Annotated in this window: 16 protein-coding genes; 15 read left to right on the top strand and 1 reads right to left on the bottom strand. The window is 71.5% G+C overall.

Annotated features, from left to right (window positions below; translation table 11 throughout):
• The first annotated feature begins 167 nt into the window (after positions 1-167).
• The 13 genes from ACGFU6_RS23365 to ACGFU6_RS23305 all read left to right on the top strand — a co-directional run bounded on the left by ACGFU6_RS23365 (position 168) and on the right by ACGFU6_RS23305 (position 14177).
• Positions 168-1031 (top strand): DUF3558 domain-containing protein, encoded by an 864-nt coding sequence (locus ACGFU6_RS23365; protein WP_393613512.1) that lies wholly within the window; start codon positions 168-170, stop codon positions 1029-1031.
• Between the two features lie 169 nt (positions 1032-1200).
• Complete coding sequence (locus ACGFU6_RS23360; RefSeq protein ID WP_393613511.1) at positions 1201-2043, top strand: DUF3558 family protein; 843 nt, start codon at positions 1201-1203, stop codon at positions 2041-2043.
• A gap of 209 nt (positions 2044-2252) precedes the next feature.
• Positions 2253-3653 (top strand): DUF2637 domain-containing protein, encoded by a 1401-nt coding sequence (locus ACGFU6_RS23355; RefSeq protein ID WP_393613509.1) that lies wholly within the window; start codon positions 2253-2255, stop codon positions 3651-3653.
• A 521-nt stretch (positions 3654-4174) separates the two neighbouring features.
• Positions 4175-5260, top strand: a complete 1086-nt coding sequence (locus ACGFU6_RS23350; protein ID WP_393613507.1) for an SMP-30/gluconolactonase/LRE family protein — start codon at positions 4175-4177, stop codon at positions 5258-5260.
• Positions 5257-6693, top strand: coding sequence for an MFS transporter (locus ACGFU6_RS23345; RefSeq protein ID WP_393613505.1), 1437 nt, complete (start codon positions 5257-5259; stop codon positions 6691-6693). Before ACGFU6_RS23350 ends, ACGFU6_RS23345 begins: the two co-directional genes overlap by 4 nt.
• A gap of 101 nt (positions 6694-6794) precedes the next feature.
• Positions 6795-7820 carry an AfsA-related hotdog domain-containing protein gene (locus tag ACGFU6_RS23340; RefSeq protein WP_393613504.1) on the top strand — a complete coding sequence of 342 codons (1026 nt, stop codon included), beginning with the start codon at positions 6795-6797 and terminating at the stop codon, positions 7818-7820.
• A gap of 9 nt (positions 7821-7829) precedes the next feature.
• Positions 7830-8498, top strand: coding sequence for an HAD family hydrolase (locus ACGFU6_RS23335; RefSeq protein WP_393613502.1), 669 nt, complete (start codon positions 7830-7832; stop codon positions 8496-8498).
• Positions 8495-9199, top strand: coding sequence for a 3-oxoacyl-ACP reductase FabG (fabG, locus tag ACGFU6_RS23330; RefSeq protein WP_393613501.1), 705 nt, complete (start codon positions 8495-8497; stop codon positions 9197-9199). Before ACGFU6_RS23335 ends, fabG begins: the two co-directional genes overlap by 4 nt.
• 83 nt (positions 9200-9282) lie before the next feature.
• The gene (locus ACGFU6_RS23325; RefSeq protein ID WP_393613500.1) at positions 9283-9717 is read left to right on the top strand and encodes an ester cyclase; all 435 of its coding nucleotides are present in this window, start codon (positions 9283-9285) and stop codon (positions 9715-9717) included.
• 131 nt (positions 9718-9848) lie between these two features.
• Positions 9849-10115 carry a phosphopantetheine-binding protein gene (locus ACGFU6_RS23320; protein ID WP_123525352.1) on the top strand — a complete coding sequence of 89 codons (267 nt, stop codon included), beginning with the start codon at positions 9849-9851 and terminating at the stop codon, positions 10113-10115.
• Positions 10108-11331 carry a beta-ketoacyl-[acyl-carrier-protein] synthase family protein gene (locus ACGFU6_RS23315; protein WP_393613498.1) on the top strand — a complete coding sequence of 408 codons (1224 nt, stop codon included), beginning with the start codon at positions 10108-10110 and terminating at the stop codon, positions 11329-11331. The genes ACGFU6_RS23320 and ACGFU6_RS23315 overlap by 8 nt, the downstream gene beginning before the upstream one ends.
• On the top strand, positions 11328-12467 hold the full coding sequence (locus ACGFU6_RS23310; protein WP_393613496.1) for a beta-ketoacyl synthase N-terminal-like domain-containing protein: 1140 nt from the start codon (positions 11328-11330) through the stop codon (positions 12465-12467). The genes ACGFU6_RS23315 and ACGFU6_RS23310 overlap by 4 nt, the downstream gene beginning before the upstream one ends.
• 33 nt (positions 12468-12500) lie before the next feature.
• Positions 12501-14177, top strand: coding sequence for a phytoene desaturase family protein (locus ACGFU6_RS23305; RefSeq protein ID WP_393613495.1), 1677 nt, complete (start codon positions 12501-12503; stop codon positions 14175-14177).
• Between the two features lie 103 nt (positions 14178-14280).
• Here ACGFU6_RS23305 and ACGFU6_RS23300 read toward each other — a convergent pair whose 3' ends face one another.
• The gene (locus tag ACGFU6_RS23300; RefSeq protein WP_393613493.1) at positions 14281-15051 is read right to left on the bottom strand and encodes a 3-oxoacyl-ACP reductase family protein; all 771 of its coding nucleotides are present in this window, start codon (positions 15049-15051) and stop codon (positions 14281-14283) included.
• Positions 15052-15357: 306 nt separating this feature from the next.
• On the opposite strand from ACGFU6_RS23300, the gene ACGFU6_RS23295 reads away from it, so the two are divergent.
• Together ACGFU6_RS23295 and ACGFU6_RS23290 are read left to right on the top strand one after the other, a co-directional pair.
• Positions 15358-16374, top strand: a complete 1017-nt coding sequence (locus ACGFU6_RS23295) for a Gfo/Idh/MocA family protein (RefSeq protein WP_393613492.1) — start codon at positions 15358-15360, stop codon at positions 16372-16374.
• A complete protein-coding gene (locus tag ACGFU6_RS23290; protein WP_393613490.1) occupies positions 16371-17582 on the top strand; it encodes an ATP-grasp domain-containing protein in 1212 nt (403 codons plus the stop codon). Before ACGFU6_RS23295 ends, ACGFU6_RS23290 begins: the two co-directional genes overlap by 4 nt.
• Positions 17583-17601: the final 19 nt, after the last annotated feature.

Below are 17601 nucleotides of genomic sequence, written 5' to 3'. Positions count from 1 at the left end.
TCCTCGATTCCCCCGAAAAGTCTGAAAGCGCAAAACCGGTACCAAGGTCGGCAAAAGTATCGTCCGACCGGCAACCACGGCGGCGCGTGCGATACACATTGTGTCCATCGGCCGCCGACGAGCGGCAACCGTTTTTCGCACGAAGGGAGCCCAGGAACGTGCGACGAATGGCGTACGCGCCCGGCGCCGTGCTCATCGCAGCGCTCGCGGTCGGCTGCAGCAGCGGCACCGGAACCGGCGATTCCGCCACCGACAGCAAACCCGGCGCCCCGACCACCTCCGCCGCGCCTCCGGGCAAGTACCGCACGCTCCCCGAGGCCTGCCGCTCGGTCTCGCCCGCCACCCTGAAGGACCTGCTGCCCGGCTCCGCCGAGCTGCCCGAGGCGCAGCAGGAGAAGGTGTTCGACGGTTCGCCCGCCGTCACCTACGACACCGACCGCCGGGTCGGCTGCCGTTGGAAGGCCGAGGCGCCGGAGGGCGCCCGCAGTCTGTCCGTCGACTTCGAGCGGGTGGTCTCGTACGACCCGTCCGTGAGCGACGACGACCGCGCCCGCGAGGTGTACGCGAAGAAGGAGGCCGCCGCCGATCTGCCCGCCGCGCTGCCCGGCAGCACGGACAGCGGCACTCCGGACACCTCGGACTCCCCGTCCGCGACCGCGAGCGGGAAGCCGGGCAAGGCCGGGGGCAAGGACGCGGGCAAGGGCTCCGACGCCGGCGCGGACGGGAAGACCGGCTCAAACGCCGGCGGCACGGACACCGGGGACACCGGGGACGGCAGCACCGCCGAGAGCCTTCAGCCGCGCGTCCTCGATTCGCTCGGTGACAGTGCGTTTCTGGACGATCTGCTCACTCGGGCAGGTTCCACCGCACAGCACCGCACCGTGAGCGTGGTATTCCGCACATCGAACGTCATCGTGACCCTCCAGTACACCGCGCAGCCGGCCCTCTCCACCGAGATCCCCGACAGCAAGGAACTGCAGGAGAAGGCCCAGGCACTGGGCCGGACGCTGGTCGACGGCTTCAGCGAGTGACCCCGCCCAAGCCGGTCCGTCCGACCGGCCGGCCGGTCCGCGAGCCGTCCGGCCGAGGCGGCGTCCGGCCGCAGTCCGTCGTACCGTGGCCCTCCGGGACCACCGCCCGCGTCCCCTGTCCACCGACCGTCCGGCCGCCCGAACGCCGCGCCACCCGAGTGAAGGAACCATGCACCGATCAGCCCCGCGACTCACCCGCATACTCGCCTGCGCCGCCGTTCCGGTGATGCTCGTCGTCGCCGGCTGCTCGTCGGACTCCGACAGCGACAAGGACAAGGCGTCGGCCTCGTCCCCCTCGTCGGAAGCGACGAAGTCGGAGCCCAAGGTCGCGGCCGCGAAGTTCGCCGAGCTGCCCGACCCGTGCAAGTCGATCAGCGCGAAGACGGTCAAGTCCCTGGTCCCCTCGGCCAAGACCAAGGCGGGCACCGAGGGCAAGTCCAGCGACACCGCCGTCCGGGGCAGCTGCTCCTGGAACGGCCTGGACGACAACGGCGTCAAGGGCTCCCAGTACCGCTGGCTCGACACCGGCTTCACCCGCTTCGCCTCGGACCAGGCCCTGGGCAGCGGTGCCGACCGGGCCGGGGACGACCTGACGAAGCAGATCGCCAAGGTCAAGGCGACCGAGGGCGCCAAGAAGGTCGTCACCGCTCCCGTCAGCGGGATCGGCGAGACGGCGACCCTGGTCACGTACGACCTCGAGAAGACCGGTGAGGACTTCCGCTACGCGACGGTCCTCGCCCGTACCGGGAACGTCGTCGTGACCCTCACCTACAACGGCGCGGGCTACGCCGGGTCGAAGACCCCCTCGGCCGAGAAGATCACCACGGGCGCCAAGACGGGTGCCCGGGACGCGGTCGCCTCGGTCGCCACCGCCAACGAGGCGCCGAAGACGAGCGCATCGCCCGACGCCCCCAAGTCGTCCGGCAAGCCCTCGGCCAAGGAGTCGGGCAAGAGCACGGCCAAGGCCACGGACAAGTCCTCGGCCAAGGCGTCCGACAAGGCTGCCGAGTAGCACCTTCCCCTGGCCCCCGGGAGCCCCAACTCCCCAGCCCGGAAGCGGATTCACGAAGCCCGGTCCTCCTCGGAGAGCCGGGCTTCGCCCCTCCCCGCGCAACACGGCTCGCACGCATGTGCCAGGCTGTGCCCGCCAGAACTCGAAATCGTCCCTCCCGACCGGGCGTCGGAGACGAAGAAGCGGGAAGGGGATCGCGGGTGGCCGCGATGCAGCTCACACGCACGCACCGAATACTCATCGGGCTCGTGGTGGCCGGTGCGGTGCTCATCGCAGCGATCGGCTTCGCGGGCTCGTACGCCGCGGTACGCGAACTCGCCCTGGAGAAGGGCTTCGGGAACTTCTCGCTGGTCTTCCCGATCGGCATCGACGCGGGCATCTGCGTCCTGCTCTCGCTGGACCTGCTGCTGACCTGGCTGCGCATCCCGTTCCCGCTGCTGCGTCAGACGGCCTGGATGCTGACCGCCGCGACGATCGCGTTCAACGGCGCGGCCGCGTGGCCGGACCCGCTCGGCGTCGGCATGCACGCCGTGATCCCGGTGCTGTTCGTGGTGTCCGTCGAGGCCGCCCGGCACGCCGTGGGCCGGATCGCCGACATCACGGCCGACAAGCACATGGAGGGCGTCCGCCTCACCCGCTGGCTGCTCTCGCCCGTGCCGACGTTCCGGCTGTGGCGGCGGATGAAGCTGTGGGAGCTGCGGTCGTACGAGCAGGTCATCAAGCTCGAACAGGACCGGCTGATCTACCAGGCCCGCCTCCAGGCCCGCTTCGGCCGCAACTGGCGACGCAAGGCCCCCGTCGAGTCCCTGATGCCGCTGCGTCTCGCGAAGTACGGCGTCCCGCTGGCCGACACCGGGCCGGCCGGGCTCGCCGCGGCCGGCATCGAACCGGTGCTGCTGCCCCCGGCCCCCGTCGCTGCGGTCGCCGCCGTCGACACGGCCCGGCCCCAGCAGCCCGAGCTCGCGGGCTCCCCGGACCAGGAGCAGTACCCCGGGCAGCCGCAGCAGCAGCACCAGGACAGCCGGCAGAACCAGCAGCAGCCCCAGCGGCAGAGCGCGTTCCAGCCGCACTCCCCGGTCCTCGCCCCTGCCCCCGACTCGCACGAGAGCCCCTGGTTCGCGGCGCAGTCGCCGGACGGCGCGTACGAGGGCTCGTACAACCCGACGTACATCGACGAGCAGGAGCCCGGTCCGGTCATGATCCCGACCGGCCCCGGCCGCACCCGCCCGCTCGGCAACGTCGGCACGATCGGCGCCGTGCCCGGCCCGCGCACCGAGCAGCAGCCCCAGCAGCCGCAGCCGGTCCACGAGGTACCCGGGGTCCCGGAGACCGCCAAGGTCGCGCAGGAGCCGCAGCACGTCGCCGAGGCGGCCGAGGAATGGGCCGAGGAGTGGGCGCAGGAGGACGCGGAGTTCAGCGAGATCGCCTACGAGGTCTTCGCCGCGTTCGTGACGCAGCACAGCACGTACCCCAGCATCGAGGTCCTCGACATCCACCTGTCGGACGGCCACAACGTGCGGCACCCACGCAGCGCCGCGCTGCTCCGTCAGCTGATCCAGGGCTTCAAGAACCGCTACCACGCGGAGCTGGAAGCCGACCACATCGCGTGAGCCGCTGAGCCGCTGAGCCCATGGACGCTGAGCCGCTGAACCGCTGAACCTCCGGCATTCCCGGCAGGACCGCCGCGCACGGCCGAGGGCCGTCACCCGCACCACCGGGTGGCGGCCCTCGGCCGTGCGCGTCCGTATCCGTGCCCGCGTCCGCGCCTGCGGAATGTCTCGAAGGAGACAGTCCGGGTACGCCCTAGGTCGTCTACATATCGCGCGGCCACCGGCCTAGATTCATTGGTGTACCGCAAGTGAATACGCGCCATGGCGAGTTACGGCACCACCATTCCCGGTTTCCCGACAGCCGTCCATGACAGCCGCCCGTTGAACCATTCGCCGAACGGCCCATTCGCACGCCCCGTCGCGAAGCCGGAGTCCGTAGTTCTCCGTGCCCGTAATACCGCATTCCCGCATTCCCGCATTCCCGTGTTTCCGCGTTCCCGTACCTCCGCGTTCGCGTACTCCCGATTCCCCCGACCCACCACGAGAGGAACACCGTGTCCCGCGCATTTCCGCTAAGAGCCGTGCTCGCCTCCGCGGCCGTCCTCACGGCGATCGCGCCGATTGCCCTTCCGGCCCCCGCCATGGCGAATTCGTCCACCCACGCCTCGGCCGCCGCCGGCCGTCACACCGGGCCGGACGTGATCAACACCCGGGCGGCCGACGTCTACCCGGAGGGCGTCGCCTGGGACCCCACCCGCCGCGCCTTCCTGGTCGGCTCCGCCCTGAAGGGCACCCTCTCGGTGGTCCGGCTGGACGGCACCGTCACCGAGCTCGCACCCAGCATCGGCATGGTGTCCACACTCGGGGTCCGGGTGGACACCGCGCGCAACCGCATCCTCGTCGCCTACAGCGACTTCTGGATCCGCCAGCGGCTGGACGTCGGCGACCAGCCGCCGACTTCAGGTGTCGCCATCTTCGCCCTGGACACCGGCAAGCTGCAGCGCCGGATCGACGTCGCCCGGGGGCTCTCGCGCACCTTCGCCAACGACCTGACCTTCGACCCGCGCGGCAACATCTACGTCACGGACTCCGTGTCGGCCACGCTCCAGCGGATCGACCTCGCCGGCCACGTGCACCCGGTGGTGACCGACCCCCGCTTCGCCGCGGACATCGTCGGCCTGAACGGCATCACCTGGCACCCGGACGGCTATCTGCTGGCCCTTCGCTACGACAACGGCGCCATGTTCCGGATCACCCCGGACGCCCCGGCCCGCCGCAAGGTGGCCGAGGTGAAGCTCTCCCAGCCGCTGGTGGGCACCGACGGGCTCGCACTGCGGCCCGACGGCTCCCTGGTCGTGGTGACCAACTCCATCGGTGAGGCCGTCGGCGCGCCGGGCGGAGTCGACGCCGTCACGGTCGTGGACTCGAAGAACGGCTGGCGCAGCGCCACCGTCCGCTCGCGCGAGGAGCCGTGGCCCGTCAGCGGCCCGACGACCGTGGCCGTCACACCGTACGGCGACTACGTGCTCAGCGGTGAGGTCGGCGTGGTCCTGGCCGGGGAGGTCTCGGACCGGATCACCCTGCGCCGCGTCGGCACCGCGCACCACACCACCGGCCACGACTCCGTGAGCCGTAACTCCGAGAGCAGCAGGGGGAACAACCGATGAGCGCATCCAAGAGCAACGGCGTTCTCTGGGCGCTGATCGCCACGTCTCTGCCCATGTTCATGGTCTCGCTGGACAACCTCGTCGTCACCAACGCGCTGGCGGAGATCGGCAAGGACTTCGACGTCAAGCAGTCCGAGCTGCAGTGGGTGATGAACGGCTACGTGCTGGCCTTCGCCGGTCTGCTGCTGGCCGGTGCGGCGCTCGGTGACCGCTTCGGCCGCCGTCGGGTGTTCCTCGGCGGCATCGCCCTGTTCACCGTGTCCTCGGTGGCCTGTGCGATGGCCGGTTCGGTCGTCACGCTGGTCATCGCCCGGGTGTTCCAGGGCGCGGGCGCGGCCGCCATCCTTCCGGTCTCGCTCACGCTGGCCGTGGGCGCCGTCTCCCGTGCGCAGCGGAATCTGGCCGTCGGGGTCTGGGGCGGGGTCAACGGTCTCGGGATCGCGGCCGGTCCGCTCGCGGGCGGTCTGGTCACCGAGAAGATCTCGTGGAGCTGGATCTTCTGGATCAACGTGCCCGTCGGTCTCATCGCCCTGCCGCTGGCCCTGTGGGCGGTCAAGGAGAGCCGGGGCAAGGAGCGCAGCCTGAACATCCCGAGCATGGTCCTGGTGACCGGCTCCGTCGTCTCGGCCGTCTGGGGCATCGTCTCGGCCGCCGATCACGGCTGGACCAGCACCAGCACCCTGGTCGGGCTGTCCCTCACGGCGGTCCTGGCCGTGGCGTTCATCGTGTCCGAGCGGTCCAGCGGCCAGCCGCTGATCCCTTCGCACCTGTACCGGGCGCGGGCGTTCGTGCTGAGCAACGTGGTGTCGATCACGATGTACTTCGGTGTCTTCGGGTCGATCTTCTACCTCACCCAGTTCCTCCAGGGCCCCATGGGCTACACCCCCTTCGAGGCGGGTCTGCGCACCATCCCGTGGACCCTGGCGCCGATGTTCGTGGTGCCCGTCGCCAGCCAGTTCGTGGACCGGATCGGCGGCGGCGTGCTGCAGGCCGCGGGCTGCGCGCTGCAGGGCATCGGCCTCGGCTGGATCGCCCTGGTCATCACGCCGGACGTCGGTTACGGCGCCATGGTGCCGGCGCTGGCCCTGGCCGGTATCGGTATGGGGCTGGTCTTCGCGGGCAACCCCGCGACGGTGATCTCGGCGGTGCCGGAGAACGAGCAGAACAAGGCGTCCGGTGCCAACAACACCAGCCGCGAGTTCGGCGGTGCGCTCGGTGTGGCCGCGCTCACCACCGTGTTCAGCCGCCAGTTCGCCGCCAACACCTCGGGCGACCAGGCCTCGGCGTTCACCGACGGCCTGGAGGCCGCGCTGTGGATCGGCGTGATCGTGGTGATGCTCGGCGCGGTGAGCGGCCTGTGCATCCGGCGGAGCTCGGAGCAGGCCGGCGACAAGGCGGCCGAGGACAGCACGGTGGCGGTTCCGGTCGCCTGACCGGTCCGCCACCCGGCTGGGGCGGGGCCGGCCGACCGGCCCCGCCCCAGCCCGCCCCACCGCCCGGCTGATCACCCCGAGAACTGGTTTGGAGGAATCCGATGACCACCCAGGTACTGGAAGACGCCGCGCCGGACGTGCGGCCCGCTCTCGACTACGGGCGCACCATCGAGCGCTCGCTGGCGCACCGCTCCGCGATATCCGAGGTCTTCGTCACGGACGTCAGGACCGTACGTCCGATGGCGGTGACCTCGGGCATCCATCTGCCGCTCACCCACCTCTACTACAGCGACCACCGGCCGAGGCCGAAGCTGCACGACTCCCTGCTGCTGCTGGAGGCCGGGCGGCAGGCCTCGATCGCGGGTGGCCACACCAACGCCGGTGTGCCGGCCGGAACCGTCGCCATCGTGCACGCCTTCCGGTTCTCACTGCGGAACCTGTCCGCGCTGCGGATCGGCGGCGAGACGGGGCAGCCCCGGATCGACACCGACTTCTTCGGCAAGACCGCCCGGCACAGCGGCCGTTTCCGCAAGGGCCGGCTCGAACAGCGGATCTTCATGGGGGACGTGCACGTCGGCGACCACGCGATGGACGTGCTCTTCCTCAAGGGGGACGAGAACGAGATCCTGCGCCACGCCCAGCGCGGTACCCCGGCCCCGCTCAGTTCGGAGTTCACCGAGTGGCCCGGTGTCGTCGGGCGGGTGGCCCCGGAGCTGGTGGGGCGCGACAACCCGCTGAACGTCGTGCTCACGGAGCCGGAGTTCACCGCGGAGTCCGTGACGGCCCAGGTGGTGCCCCGGTTCGACAACCCGGCGCTGTTCGACCACTCCTACGACCACCTGCCGGCCATGGCCCTGGTCGAGGCGGCGCGTCAGCTGGCGCTGGTGACGGCGGGTGCCGCGTCGGGCCCGGCGTCGGCGTCCGGCTCCGCGAACCTCTTCGCCGCCGGCTACGAGGGCGCATTCCAGCGGTTCGCCGAGCTGGACGTGCCCCTGACCGCGACCGCCGCGCGGACGCCCGCGAGCGACGGCCGGCACACGGTGCGGGTCCGCTTCCGCCAGGACGACCAGGACATCGCGGAACTCAGCGTCACCGTCGTCGACGTCTCCCACCTCCACGGATCCTGAGGACCTGGCATGTCTGACACCACATCGCCCCCACTGGCCGTCTGGTCGGACTTCGGCGGGGTGCTCACCCCGCCGCTCGGCCACACGATGAAGACGTTCTGCGCCTCGATGGGCCTGGACCAGGTGGTCCTGGGCCGTGCGCTGGCCACCGTCACCGCCCGGTACGGCACGACCGACATCATGCTGCCGATCGACACCCCGCTGGTGACCGAGGAGGAGTGGCTCCACGAGGTCGGTGACGTGCTGGAGGCCGAGCACGGGGTGCGGCTCCGGCTCACCACGATGGCGGACGCCTGGTTCGACGGGCGGGAGACCAACCACGCCTGGCTGGCCCAGCTGCGCAAGATCCGTGAGCGGGGCGCGTTCGTCGGGATGCTCTCCAACATGGTGCCCGCCTGGGACCCGTACTGGCGCCGCATGATCGAGCCCGACGGGCTCTGGGACGACGTGCTCCTCTCGTTCGAGGTGGGCCACCGCAAACCGTCCCCCGGCATGTTCGAGCTCGCCGCGCGGCGGGCGGGCGTCCCCCCGGAGCGCTGTGTGCTCGTGGACGACCTGCCGCAGAACTGTGCCGGTGCCGAGGCGCTCGGCTGGCAGACGGTGCTGTTCACCGACGCCGAGAGCGCGGGCGACCGGCTCGCGTCCCTGTGGGACGACACCAGGAGGAAGTCCGCATGAGCCGCTCCGTACTCGTCACCGGTGGCAACCGGGGCATCGGGCTCGCCACCGCGCGCGCCCTGGCGGCCGAGGGTCACAAGGTCGCCATCACCTACCGCAACGGCGAACCCCCGCCCGGTTTCTTCGCCGTACGGTGCGACGTGACCGACAGCGCCCAGATCGAGGCCGCGGTCCAGGAGGTGTCGATCCAGCAGGGTGCCGTCGAGATCCTGGTCTCCAACGCGGGCATCACCCGTGACCAGTTGCTGATCGGTATGCCGGAGGACGACTTCCGGGCCGTGATGGAGACCAACTTCCAGGGGGCCGTGAGCGTCACCCGTGCGGTCATCCCCGCGATGATCAAGGCCCGTTGGGGCCGGCTGATCTACATGTCGTCCATCAACAGCATGTCCGGCGCCCCGGGGCAGACCAACTACGCATCCTCCAAGGCGGCGTTGATCGGGTTCGCCAGGTCCCTCGCGATCGAGCTGGGCCGGCGCAACATCACGGTCAACGTGGTGGCCCCCGGAATGATCGAGACCGACATGGTCGAGAACGTCACCGACGCGCGCCGGCAGGCCGCGCTCGCCAGGACGGCGCTGGCCCGTACCGGCACCCCCGAGGAAGTCGCCGCGGCCGCGCGTTTCCTGGCCGGTGAGGACGCCTCGTACGTGACCGCGGGAGTCATCCCGGTCACCGGCGGCCTGGGCGCCGGCCACTGAGGCACGGGCCCGCGGGCCCGGCCGACCCACAGACCTCCGGGGGTGAATCCCCGGACCTTTCCCCACTATTGAGGAGCAAGCAGATGAGCAGCGAAGCACTCGAACTCTCCATCAACATGGGCCTCGTCTTCAACGACCTGAACGAGGAGGCCGCGCTCAAGTACATCGCGGACTCCTTCGTCGACCACGAGGCGCAGCCCGGCGTCCCGGGTGGCCCGCTCGGCTACCTCGGTACCGCCCGCTGGGTCCACAGCGCCTTCGCCGGTGCGACGTGGGAGGAGCTGGACAGCTTCACCGAGGGTGACAAGGCCGTCCTGCGGCTGCGCTTCACCGGCAAGCACACGGGTGACTTCCTGGGCTTCGCGCCGAGCGGGGCCGACGTGGACGTCGAGCAGACGCACATCTACCGGATCGAGGACGGCAAGGTCGTCGAGCACTGGGGCTTCCGCCAGGACCTGCTGCTGCTGACCCAGATAGGCGCCATCACCCTCAAGCCGCCGGTCCCGGCCACCGTCTGATCCCTCGCACCGCACACCCCCACGCACCGCACCCCCACACCCCCACGCCAACCGCCCCCTCCCACCCGCACCCCCCACCATCACCGGCGGACGCGGACCACTCACGTTTTCTCTTCACGAAAGGACCCATCATGACCGTGCAGACCGTGGAACTGGATGCCGAGCTGCGGATCCGTGTCATCGACATCGTCAACGAGGAACTGGAGCTGGACGACGACGAGCTCACCGAGGACGGCCTGTTCATCGAGGACTACGACAGCGACTCGCTGACCCTGATAACCGTCGTCTCCCGAATAGAGAAGGAGCTCGGCTACGTCCTGCCCAAGGAGGAGCTGGAGTCCCTCACCACGCTCAGGACGCTGCTGACCGCCGTCGAGGGATGCGCGCGGAATGCCTGAGTCGACCTTGCGCCGAGTCGTCATCACGGGACTCGGAGCGGTCAGCCCGGTGGGGATCGGCGTGGAGCTCTTCGCCGATTCCCTCCGGGCGGGCCGGGTCGGCATCGGGCCGGCCCGCAGCTTCGACGCCACCCCGTTCCCCAGCCGAAAGGCCGCCGAGGTCGACGACTTCGACCCGGCCGCCCTCCTGCGGCACCTCGACCCCGAGCGGTGGGGGCGCAGCGCCCTCCTCGCGGCCGCCGCCTCCCGGCTGGCGGTCGAGGACTCCGGTATCGACCCCGCACAGCTCTCCGCCGGCCGGTCCGGCTCGATCATGGGCACCACCAGCGGCGAGTCCGCGGTCGCGCAGAGCCTGGGCGGCCAGTGGGTCTCGCAGGGCCTCAAGGGCCTGGAGCCGCGTCTGGTGGAGCAGTTGCCAGCCGGTCAGATCGCGGGCGCCGTCAACGCCGAACTGGGCCTGAGCGGTGACGCCCAGACCATTCCGACCGCCTGCTCGGCCAGCAACTACGCGCTGGGGTACGCCTTCGACATGGTGCGCCTGGGCGAGGCCGACTTCATGCTGGCCGGCGGCGCCGACTCGGTGAACCGGCTGACCCACGCCGGGTTCTACGCGCTGGGCGCCATGGCCGAGGAGCTGCCGCAGCCCTTCGACGCGAACCGTTCGGGCATCATCACCGGTGAGGGCGGGGCTGCGCTGCTGCTCGAACCGCTCGACCACGCGCTGGCCCGCGGTGCCCGCATCTACGCCGAGGTGCTCGGGTACGCCGCCAACTGCGACGCGTCCCACATGGTGCACCCGGAAGCGAACAGCATCGCGGACTGCATCAGGGCCGCGCACCTCAACGCCGGCGTCCTACCGGAGCAGATCGACTACATCTGCGCCCACGGCACCGGTACGCCGACCAACGACGCGACCGAGGTCCGGGCGGTCCGCCAGGTCTTCGGGGACCGGCTGCCGCCGATCAGCTCGATCAAGTCGATGCTCGGCCACACTATGGGCGCGGCCAGCGGCTTCGGTGCGATCGCCTGCTGCGCGGCCCTGGAGCAGGGGTTCCTGCCGCCCACCGCCAACCTGGTCGAGACCGACCCGGAGCTGGGGCCCGGTGTGGACTGTGTCCCGGGCGTGGGCAGGGACGCCCGGGTGGAGATCGTACAGAACCACGGTTTCGCCTTCGGCGGGAACAACGTCATCACCATTCTCGGGAGGTATCTGTGACCACGGCCGCGCCCGTGCAGCCCCTGCCGGTCGTCGGCGCCGGAGTGGTCTCCAGCGCGGGCTACGGACTGGCGTCCCTGGCCGGAGCGCTGAACCGGGGCTCCGCGCCCGCGGAGGCCGGCGAACCGGACCCCGCCGGGCGGGACACCGCCTACCCGCCGCGTCCGGTCCGCAGCGTCCCCGGCTTCCGGGCCGCCGACCACCTGGGGCGCAAGGGCACCAAGAACCTGGACCGGCTCGCCGGTCTCAGCCTGGTCGCCTGCAAGCAGGCCCTGGAGGAGGCGGGCCCGGCCCCGGCGGGTACCGACCCCGCCAGGACCGGGGTGGTGCTGGCCACCAACACCGGCAGCATCGCGGGCTACTCCGACCTGCTGTACGAGACCCTGACCCTGGAGAAGCCCTACCTGATCAACCCGGGCAAGTTCGCGGGCAGCGTCATGAACTGCAGCGCCGGGCAGATGGCCATCAGGCACGGGCTCAAGGGCCTGAACGCCACCGTGGCCGGCGGCCGCAGCGCCAGCCTCTACGCCTTCCGGCACGCCCGGCTGGCCATGGCCGCGGGGCGCGCCGAGAAGCTGCTCGTCGGCGGTGCCGAGGAGCTCAGCGCCCCGACGGCCTGGGCCTGGCACCACGCCGGAACGCTGCGGGAGGAGGCACCGGTCGGCGAGGGCAGCGCCGTATTCGTCGTCCGGTCCGAGGAGACCCCCGGCGAACCGGTCCTCGCGGAGCTGCTGGCCTGCGAGGTGGGCTTCCACGGCTGGACCGGGGTCAGCCGCCGGGCCGGCATCCACCGCGGCCTGACGAACGGGCTGGCCGACGCGGTCACCCGGGCCCTGGAGCGCAGCCGGGTGTCCGCCGATGAGGTGGCCGCCGTATCGCTCGGTGCCGCCGGCCACATCGGGCTGGACCGGGTGGAGGAGCGGGCGGTGCGGCTCGCGCTGGGCCGGCTGCCGGAGCCGGTGCGGGTGACCGAGGTGCTGGGCGAGACGTACAGCGCGGGCGGCGCCATGCAGCTCGCGGCGCTGCTCGCCCGCTGGAAGAGCTCGCCGGGCGGCAACGGCCCCCGTATCGGCCTGATCACCTCGGTCGGCCACGACGGCAACGCCGGTGCGCTGGTCGTACGCGAGCGGACCTGAGTCCCGCCTACAAGAACAGGACGGTTGAGCCCCATGGTGAAGCGGGATGAGTGGGACGCGATAGTCGTCGGGAGTGGCATGGGCGGCCTGGTGTGCGCCTCGTACCTGGCCGTGAGCGGCCGTCGCGTCCTCGTGCTGGAGCAGCACGACGTGGCGGGGGGAAACAGTCATGTCTTCCGCCGCCGCCGGGCCTACGAGTTCGACGTGGGCGTCCACTACCTGGGCGACTGCGGGCCGGACGGAGTGCTGCCGGCCATCTTCTCCGGTCTGGGGCTCGACGGGCGGGTGGCCTACCGGGAGATGGACCGGGACGGCTTCGACCGGATCGAGATCCCGGGCCTCACGGTGGACGTGCCGGTCGGCTGGGAGGCGTACACGAAGCGGCTGACGGCGGCGTTGCCGGACCAGAGCGCGGGCATCGTGCGGTTCACCGGGATCTGCCGGTCGGTCGCCACCGAGACCCGTTCGATGATGCTGTCGGAGGGCGAGTCCTCGCTGGCGGACCTGCTGGCCCGCACGCCGGTGACCGCCGAGTGGGGGCGCCGGACGCTCAGCGAGCTCTTCGACCACTGCGGGCTGTCGCCCCGGGCCCGTACCGTACTGGCGGCCCAGTCGCCCAACTACGGGATGGGGCCGCGCCAGTCCACCGTCTCGACCCACGCGGCTGTCACCGACCACTACCTGCGGGGCGCCTACTACCCCGAGGGCGGCGGCCAGGTGCTGGCGGCCGCGCTGGTCGAGGGGCTGGAGGCGCACGGCGGGGAGCTGCGGACCAAGAGCCGGGTGGAGCGCATCCTCGTCGAGGACGGCAGGGTCACCGGGGTGGGGATGACGGACGGCGAGGTCCACCGGGCTCCGCTGGTGGTGTCGAACGCGGACTACTCGCGGACCGTGCTGGATCTGGTGGGCGAGGAGCACTTCGGCCGCAGGGTGGTGTCGCGGACCCGGCAGGCGAAGATGGCGCTGCCCCTGGCCACGCTCTACGTCGCGCTCGACAAGGAGCTGCCGGCCCGTCCGAACGCCAATCTGTGGTGGTACCGGGACGACGACATCGAGGGCTACTACGAGCAGTTGGAGAGGGAGAGCATCAGCCCGGTGCCCTTCCTGTTCGCCTCGTTCGCCTCGCTGAAGGACCCGGGCACGGCGGCCGTCTGCCCGCCGGGGCACAGCAACTTCCAGGTGATGACGCTGTGTCCGCCCGGCTACGAGTACTGGGGGGTGAACCAGGGGCCCGCGGCCGGTGAGCGCTACCGGCGCAACGGGGGCTACCAGGAGCGCAAGGCCGAGCTGACCGCGTCGATGCTGAGCGCGGCGGAGGAGGTGCTCGGTCCGTTCCGGGACCACATCGTGCACCTGGAGACGGCGACCCCGATCACGCACGAGCGCTACACGCTGGCCACCGGCGGGACGCCGTACGGGCTGGCCCAGTGGGGCGGTACGGGCAGCCGCCCCGACACCCGCACCACGATCGAGGGGCTGCACGTGGTGGGCACCAACACCCGCCACGGCACCGGCATCACCGGCTCGGCGGTCGGCGGCATGGTGCTGGCCGGGCAGATCCTGGGCCGCGCCCTGATGGCCGAGGTCCACGGCGGCGCGCTGCTCGGCGATCCGGACCTGCTCCCCGAACGCGCCGAGGGCTGGGACCCGCTGGCCGTCTCGCGCGGCGCGCGGCGCCAGGGCGCCCGCGGTCTGGCCCGGATCGGCTGAACCTGCGGACAGCGGCAGGCGGGCCCCGTAACCAGTTGGGTGGTTACGGGGCCCGCCTGCCGTTCGGTTCCGGTACGCGGCCGCACGGGGGCGGCCGGTGGTGCTACTTGGCTCGGCCGAGGCCCAGTTGGCCGGCCCAGCCGCCGTCCACGCGCAGCAGTTCGCCGGTGATGTACGAGGAGTCCTCGCCGGCCAGGAAGGACACCGCGCCGGCCACCTGCTCGGGCGTCGCGAACTCGCGCAGCGGCAGCTGGCGTTTGATGCTCCGGCCGCCGTCCTTCTCCAGCAGTCCGCCGATCAGGTCGGTGGCGGTGAACCCGGCCAGGACCGCGTTGACCCGGACCTGGAAGCGGGCCAGTTCGACGGCGACCGCCCGGGTGAAGGCGTTGACGGCGCCCTTGGAGGCCGAGTAGTTGGACTGGCCGACCCAGCCGCCCTCGCCCATGACCGAGGAGATGTTGACGATGTTGCCCTCGCGCTGCGACATGAAGTGCCCGGCGGCGGCCCGGGTGCAGTGGTAGACGCCGCCGATGTTGACCCTAAGCACCTCCCACCAGTCCCCGGGCGACTGGTCGAAGACGAGGCCGTCGCGGGCCACTCCGGCGTTGTTCACCAGGATGTGCAGCGCGCCGAGGCCGGCCACGGTCTCGTCCACCAGCCGCTGGGCGGCGTCGGGGTCCGCCACGTCGGCCTGAATGGCTATGGCCCGACCGCCCAGCGCGGTGATCTCCTCGACCACGCGTTCGGCCTCGTCCTTGCGGGAGCGGTAGTTCACGGCGACGGCGGCACCGTCGGCCGCGAGACGGAGCGCGATGGCCCGCCCGATGCCGCGGGAACCACCGGTGACCAGAGCTGCCCGGCCTTCGAGGGTCATCGTTTGTCTCCTTCTCCAGATGAATTAACGGACGCGGCAATTCCGTGGGCGACGAATGACGCACAGTGAATTCCTGGCACGGAACGGCAAATACCGAATAGCCGGGCAAGCGTATCCAGCAACACCGGCCACACGGCCGGAGTTCCGATGCCACCTCGGCGTCCCACCGTGTTCCTTTGGGGACATCACCGCGCCCGGACGTGCCGTTCCCAAGTGGTCCGGCAAGGGTCACGGGAATTGGCCTGGATACATCCACCGGACCGCTGCGAGTCTCTTTTCACTACGACAGCGAAGGGCGGTAAACAGATGAGGAAGAAAGGCAATTCACCTTCCGTCATCGTCGGCTACGGGCACGCGGGCCGCGATCTGCACCATCGGGCGCTGCGGGACCTCACCGGCGGCCGGTCGCTGGTGATCGCCGTCGACCCGCGTCCCGCCGAGGTGATCGGAGGGGAATGGGTACCGGACATCCGCGGCGCGGTGGCGCAGCTGTGGGCGGAGGGGCACCGGGTGGCCGACGCCGTCTTCCACGTGGCCGTGCCGCCGAACGCGCACCGGGACTGCATGGAGCAGCTCCTGCGCGTCGGCGCCCAGCGCTTCATCCTGGAGAAGCCGATCGCCAACACCATCGAGGACGCCGCCCATTTGGTGGACCTGGCGGAGGCCACCGGGTCCGTGGTGCTGCCGATGAGCGTCTGGCCGGCCAGCAGGGTCACCGAGGCCGCCGAGGAGCTGGTGGCCTCCGGGGCGATCGGTGAGCCGGTCTCGTACCACATGGAGCAGAGCAAGCCGCGCTTCCGCCGTTCGCTGCAGACCCAGGGCCACGGCAGCGCCTTCGAGGTGGAGCTGCCGCACCAGCTGCTGCTGGCCCTGCACCTCGCGGGCTCCGTCGCCGAGGTCACCGGCTCGCGCGGCTGGGACCTGCCGCTGCCCTTCGGCCGGCTCGCCAGGATGGGCGGCGCCGAGGTCAAGCTGCTGCACACCTCCGGCGTCCGGACCACGCTGTACACCGACCTCGCCTCCCCCGTACGCCGCCGCCGGCTGCACATCCACGGCTCCGAGGGCACCCTCGTCGCGGACTACCCCGTCTCCGGCGACGACGACTTCGGCCAGGTCCGCATCGCCGGCCGCCCGGTCCGCAAGGTCGTCCAGGACGCCCCGCTGACCCGGTTCATCGAGCAGGCCTACGAGCACTTCCGCGGCGAGCGCCCGGCACCCCGCAGCGATCTCGCGCTGCACCTGGAGTCCATGGAGCTCCTCGACACCGCGCGTGCCGCGGCGTTCGCGGGCTCCGGCACCACCGCCCCGCAGGAAGCGGCATGAGCACCGTTCTGATCATCGAGCCCCGCTCCTCCGGACGGGAGCTGGTGACCCGGGCGCACGAACTCGGGCACACCGTCATCGTCCTGAGCTCCGCCACCGGGCCCGGCCAGGACCAGGGGAAGGCCGACCGGGTGATCACCGCGGACACCCTCGACCGGGCGGCCGTGCTCGACCTGATCCGCGCCCTGCACGCCGAGTCCCCGCTCGACGCCGTCCTGCCCGGCTTCGAGCACTACGTCTCGCTCGCCGCCCACGCCTCGGCCGCGCTCGGCCTGCCCGGAATCGCCCCGGACGGTGTGGAGCCGCTGCGCCACAAGCACCGGATGCGCCGGGCCCTGGACGCGGCGGGGCTCGACCAGCCCCGGTACCGGATCGTGTCCGGCGCCCGGTCCGCCGCCGCCGCGTACGCGGAGCTCGGGCCGGTGTGCGTGGTCAAGCCGGTCGACCAGTCGGGGAGCCTCGACGTGCGCCGGGTGGGCTCCGGGGAGGAGGCCGTCGGCGCGTTCCGCAAGGCGCTGCGCTCCGGCCGGGGCAACGGCTCGCGGGGGCTGGGCCTGGTGCTGGTCGAGGAGTACGTCCAGGGGCCGGAGTACAGCGTCGAGGGGTACGTCGAGGACGGCCGGGTGCACGTGCTCGCCATCACCGAGAAGATCCTCGGGGCCGAACCGCACTTCGTCGAGGTCGGGCACATCGTGCCGGCCCGGCTGGAGGCGCGGACCGCCCGGCGGATCAGCTCCTACATCGTCCGGGTGCTTGAGGCGGTCGCCCTGGGCATCGGCCCGTTCCACGCCGAGCTGCGGATGTCGGCGCGCGGCCCGCTGCTGATGGAGGTCGCGGCCAGGCTGCCCGGCGACCGCATCCCCGACCTGCTGCGCCTCGCCTGCGGCCACGACCTGTACGAGATCATGCTGCGCTGCTACCTGGGCCTGCCCAACCCCGCACCGGCCAGGCGCCGGACCGGCGCCCGTGCCGGTATCCGCTACTTCCTGCGGCCCGGTCTGGACACCTACCGCGAGTTCCGCGTCGACCCGGTGATCGAGTCCGATCCCCGGGTGCGGGAGATAGGCGTCCTCCTGCCGCCGGGCAGTGCGCTGCCCGACCCCGGCAGCTCGGCCGGCCGGCTCGGCTACGTGCTCGCCGCGGGCGCCTCGTACCGGGAGACCGCGGGGGTGCTGCGGCGCGCCGAGCGCGCCGTGACCTTCAGCTGAGCCACCCGCACGTCTGTCC

Source organism: Streptomyces sp. NPDC048462, from assembly GCF_043200175.1.
In the GTDB taxonomy this organism is placed as follows: Bacteria; Actinomycetota; Actinomycetes; order Streptomycetales; family Streptomycetaceae; genus Streptomyces.
The sequence above is the reverse complement of the archived record's forward strand: the minus strand, read 5'-3'. Positions and strand labels throughout refer to the sequence as shown.

Coding starts and splice junctions, on each gene's coding strand:
- ACGFU6_RS23355 (WP_393613509.1), top strand. CDS start 2,253: ATGCAGCTCACACGCACGCACCGAATACTCATCGGGCTCGTGGTGGCC.
- ACGFU6_RS23315 (WP_393613498.1), top strand. CDS start 10,108: ATGCCTGAGTCGACCTTGCGCCGAGTCGTCATCACGGGACTCGGAGCG.
- ACGFU6_RS23290 (WP_393613490.1), top strand. CDS start 16,371: ATGAGCACCGTTCTGATCATCGAGCCCCGCTCCTCCGGACGGGAGCTG.
- ACGFU6_RS23305 (WP_393613495.1), top strand. CDS start 12,501: ATGGTGAAGCGGGATGAGTGGGACGCGATAGTCGTCGGGAGTGGCATG.
- ACGFU6_RS23325 (WP_393613500.1), top strand. CDS start 9,283: ATGAGCAGCGAAGCACTCGAACTCTCCATCAACATGGGCCTCGTCTTC.
- ACGFU6_RS23340 (WP_393613504.1), top strand. CDS start 6,795: ATGACCACCCAGGTACTGGAAGACGCCGCGCCGGACGTGCGGCCCGCT.
- ACGFU6_RS23295 (WP_393613492.1), top strand. CDS start 15,358: ATGAGGAAGAAAGGCAATTCACCTTCCGTCATCGTCGGCTACGGGCAC.
- ACGFU6_RS23360 (WP_393613511.1), top strand. CDS start 1,201: ATGCACCGATCAGCCCCGCGACTCACCCGCATACTCGCCTGCGCCGCC.
- fabG (WP_393613501.1), top strand. CDS start 8,495: ATGAGCCGCTCCGTACTCGTCACCGGTGGCAACCGGGGCATCGGGCTC.
- ACGFU6_RS23320 (WP_123525352.1), top strand. CDS start 9,849: ATGACCGTGCAGACCGTGGAACTGGATGCCGAGCTGCGGATCCGTGTC.
- ACGFU6_RS23345 (WP_393613505.1), top strand. CDS start 5,257: ATGAGCGCATCCAAGAGCAACGGCGTTCTCTGGGCGCTGATCGCCACG.
- ACGFU6_RS23300 (WP_393613493.1), bottom strand. CDS start 15,051: ATGACCCTCGAAGGCCGGGCAGCTCTGGTCACCGGTGGTTCCCGCGGC.
- ACGFU6_RS23335 (WP_393613502.1), top strand. CDS start 7,830: ATGTCTGACACCACATCGCCCCCACTGGCCGTCTGGTCGGACTTCGGC.
- ACGFU6_RS23365 (WP_393613512.1), top strand. CDS start 168: ATGGCGTACGCGCCCGGCGCCGTGCTCATCGCAGCGCTCGCGGTCGGC.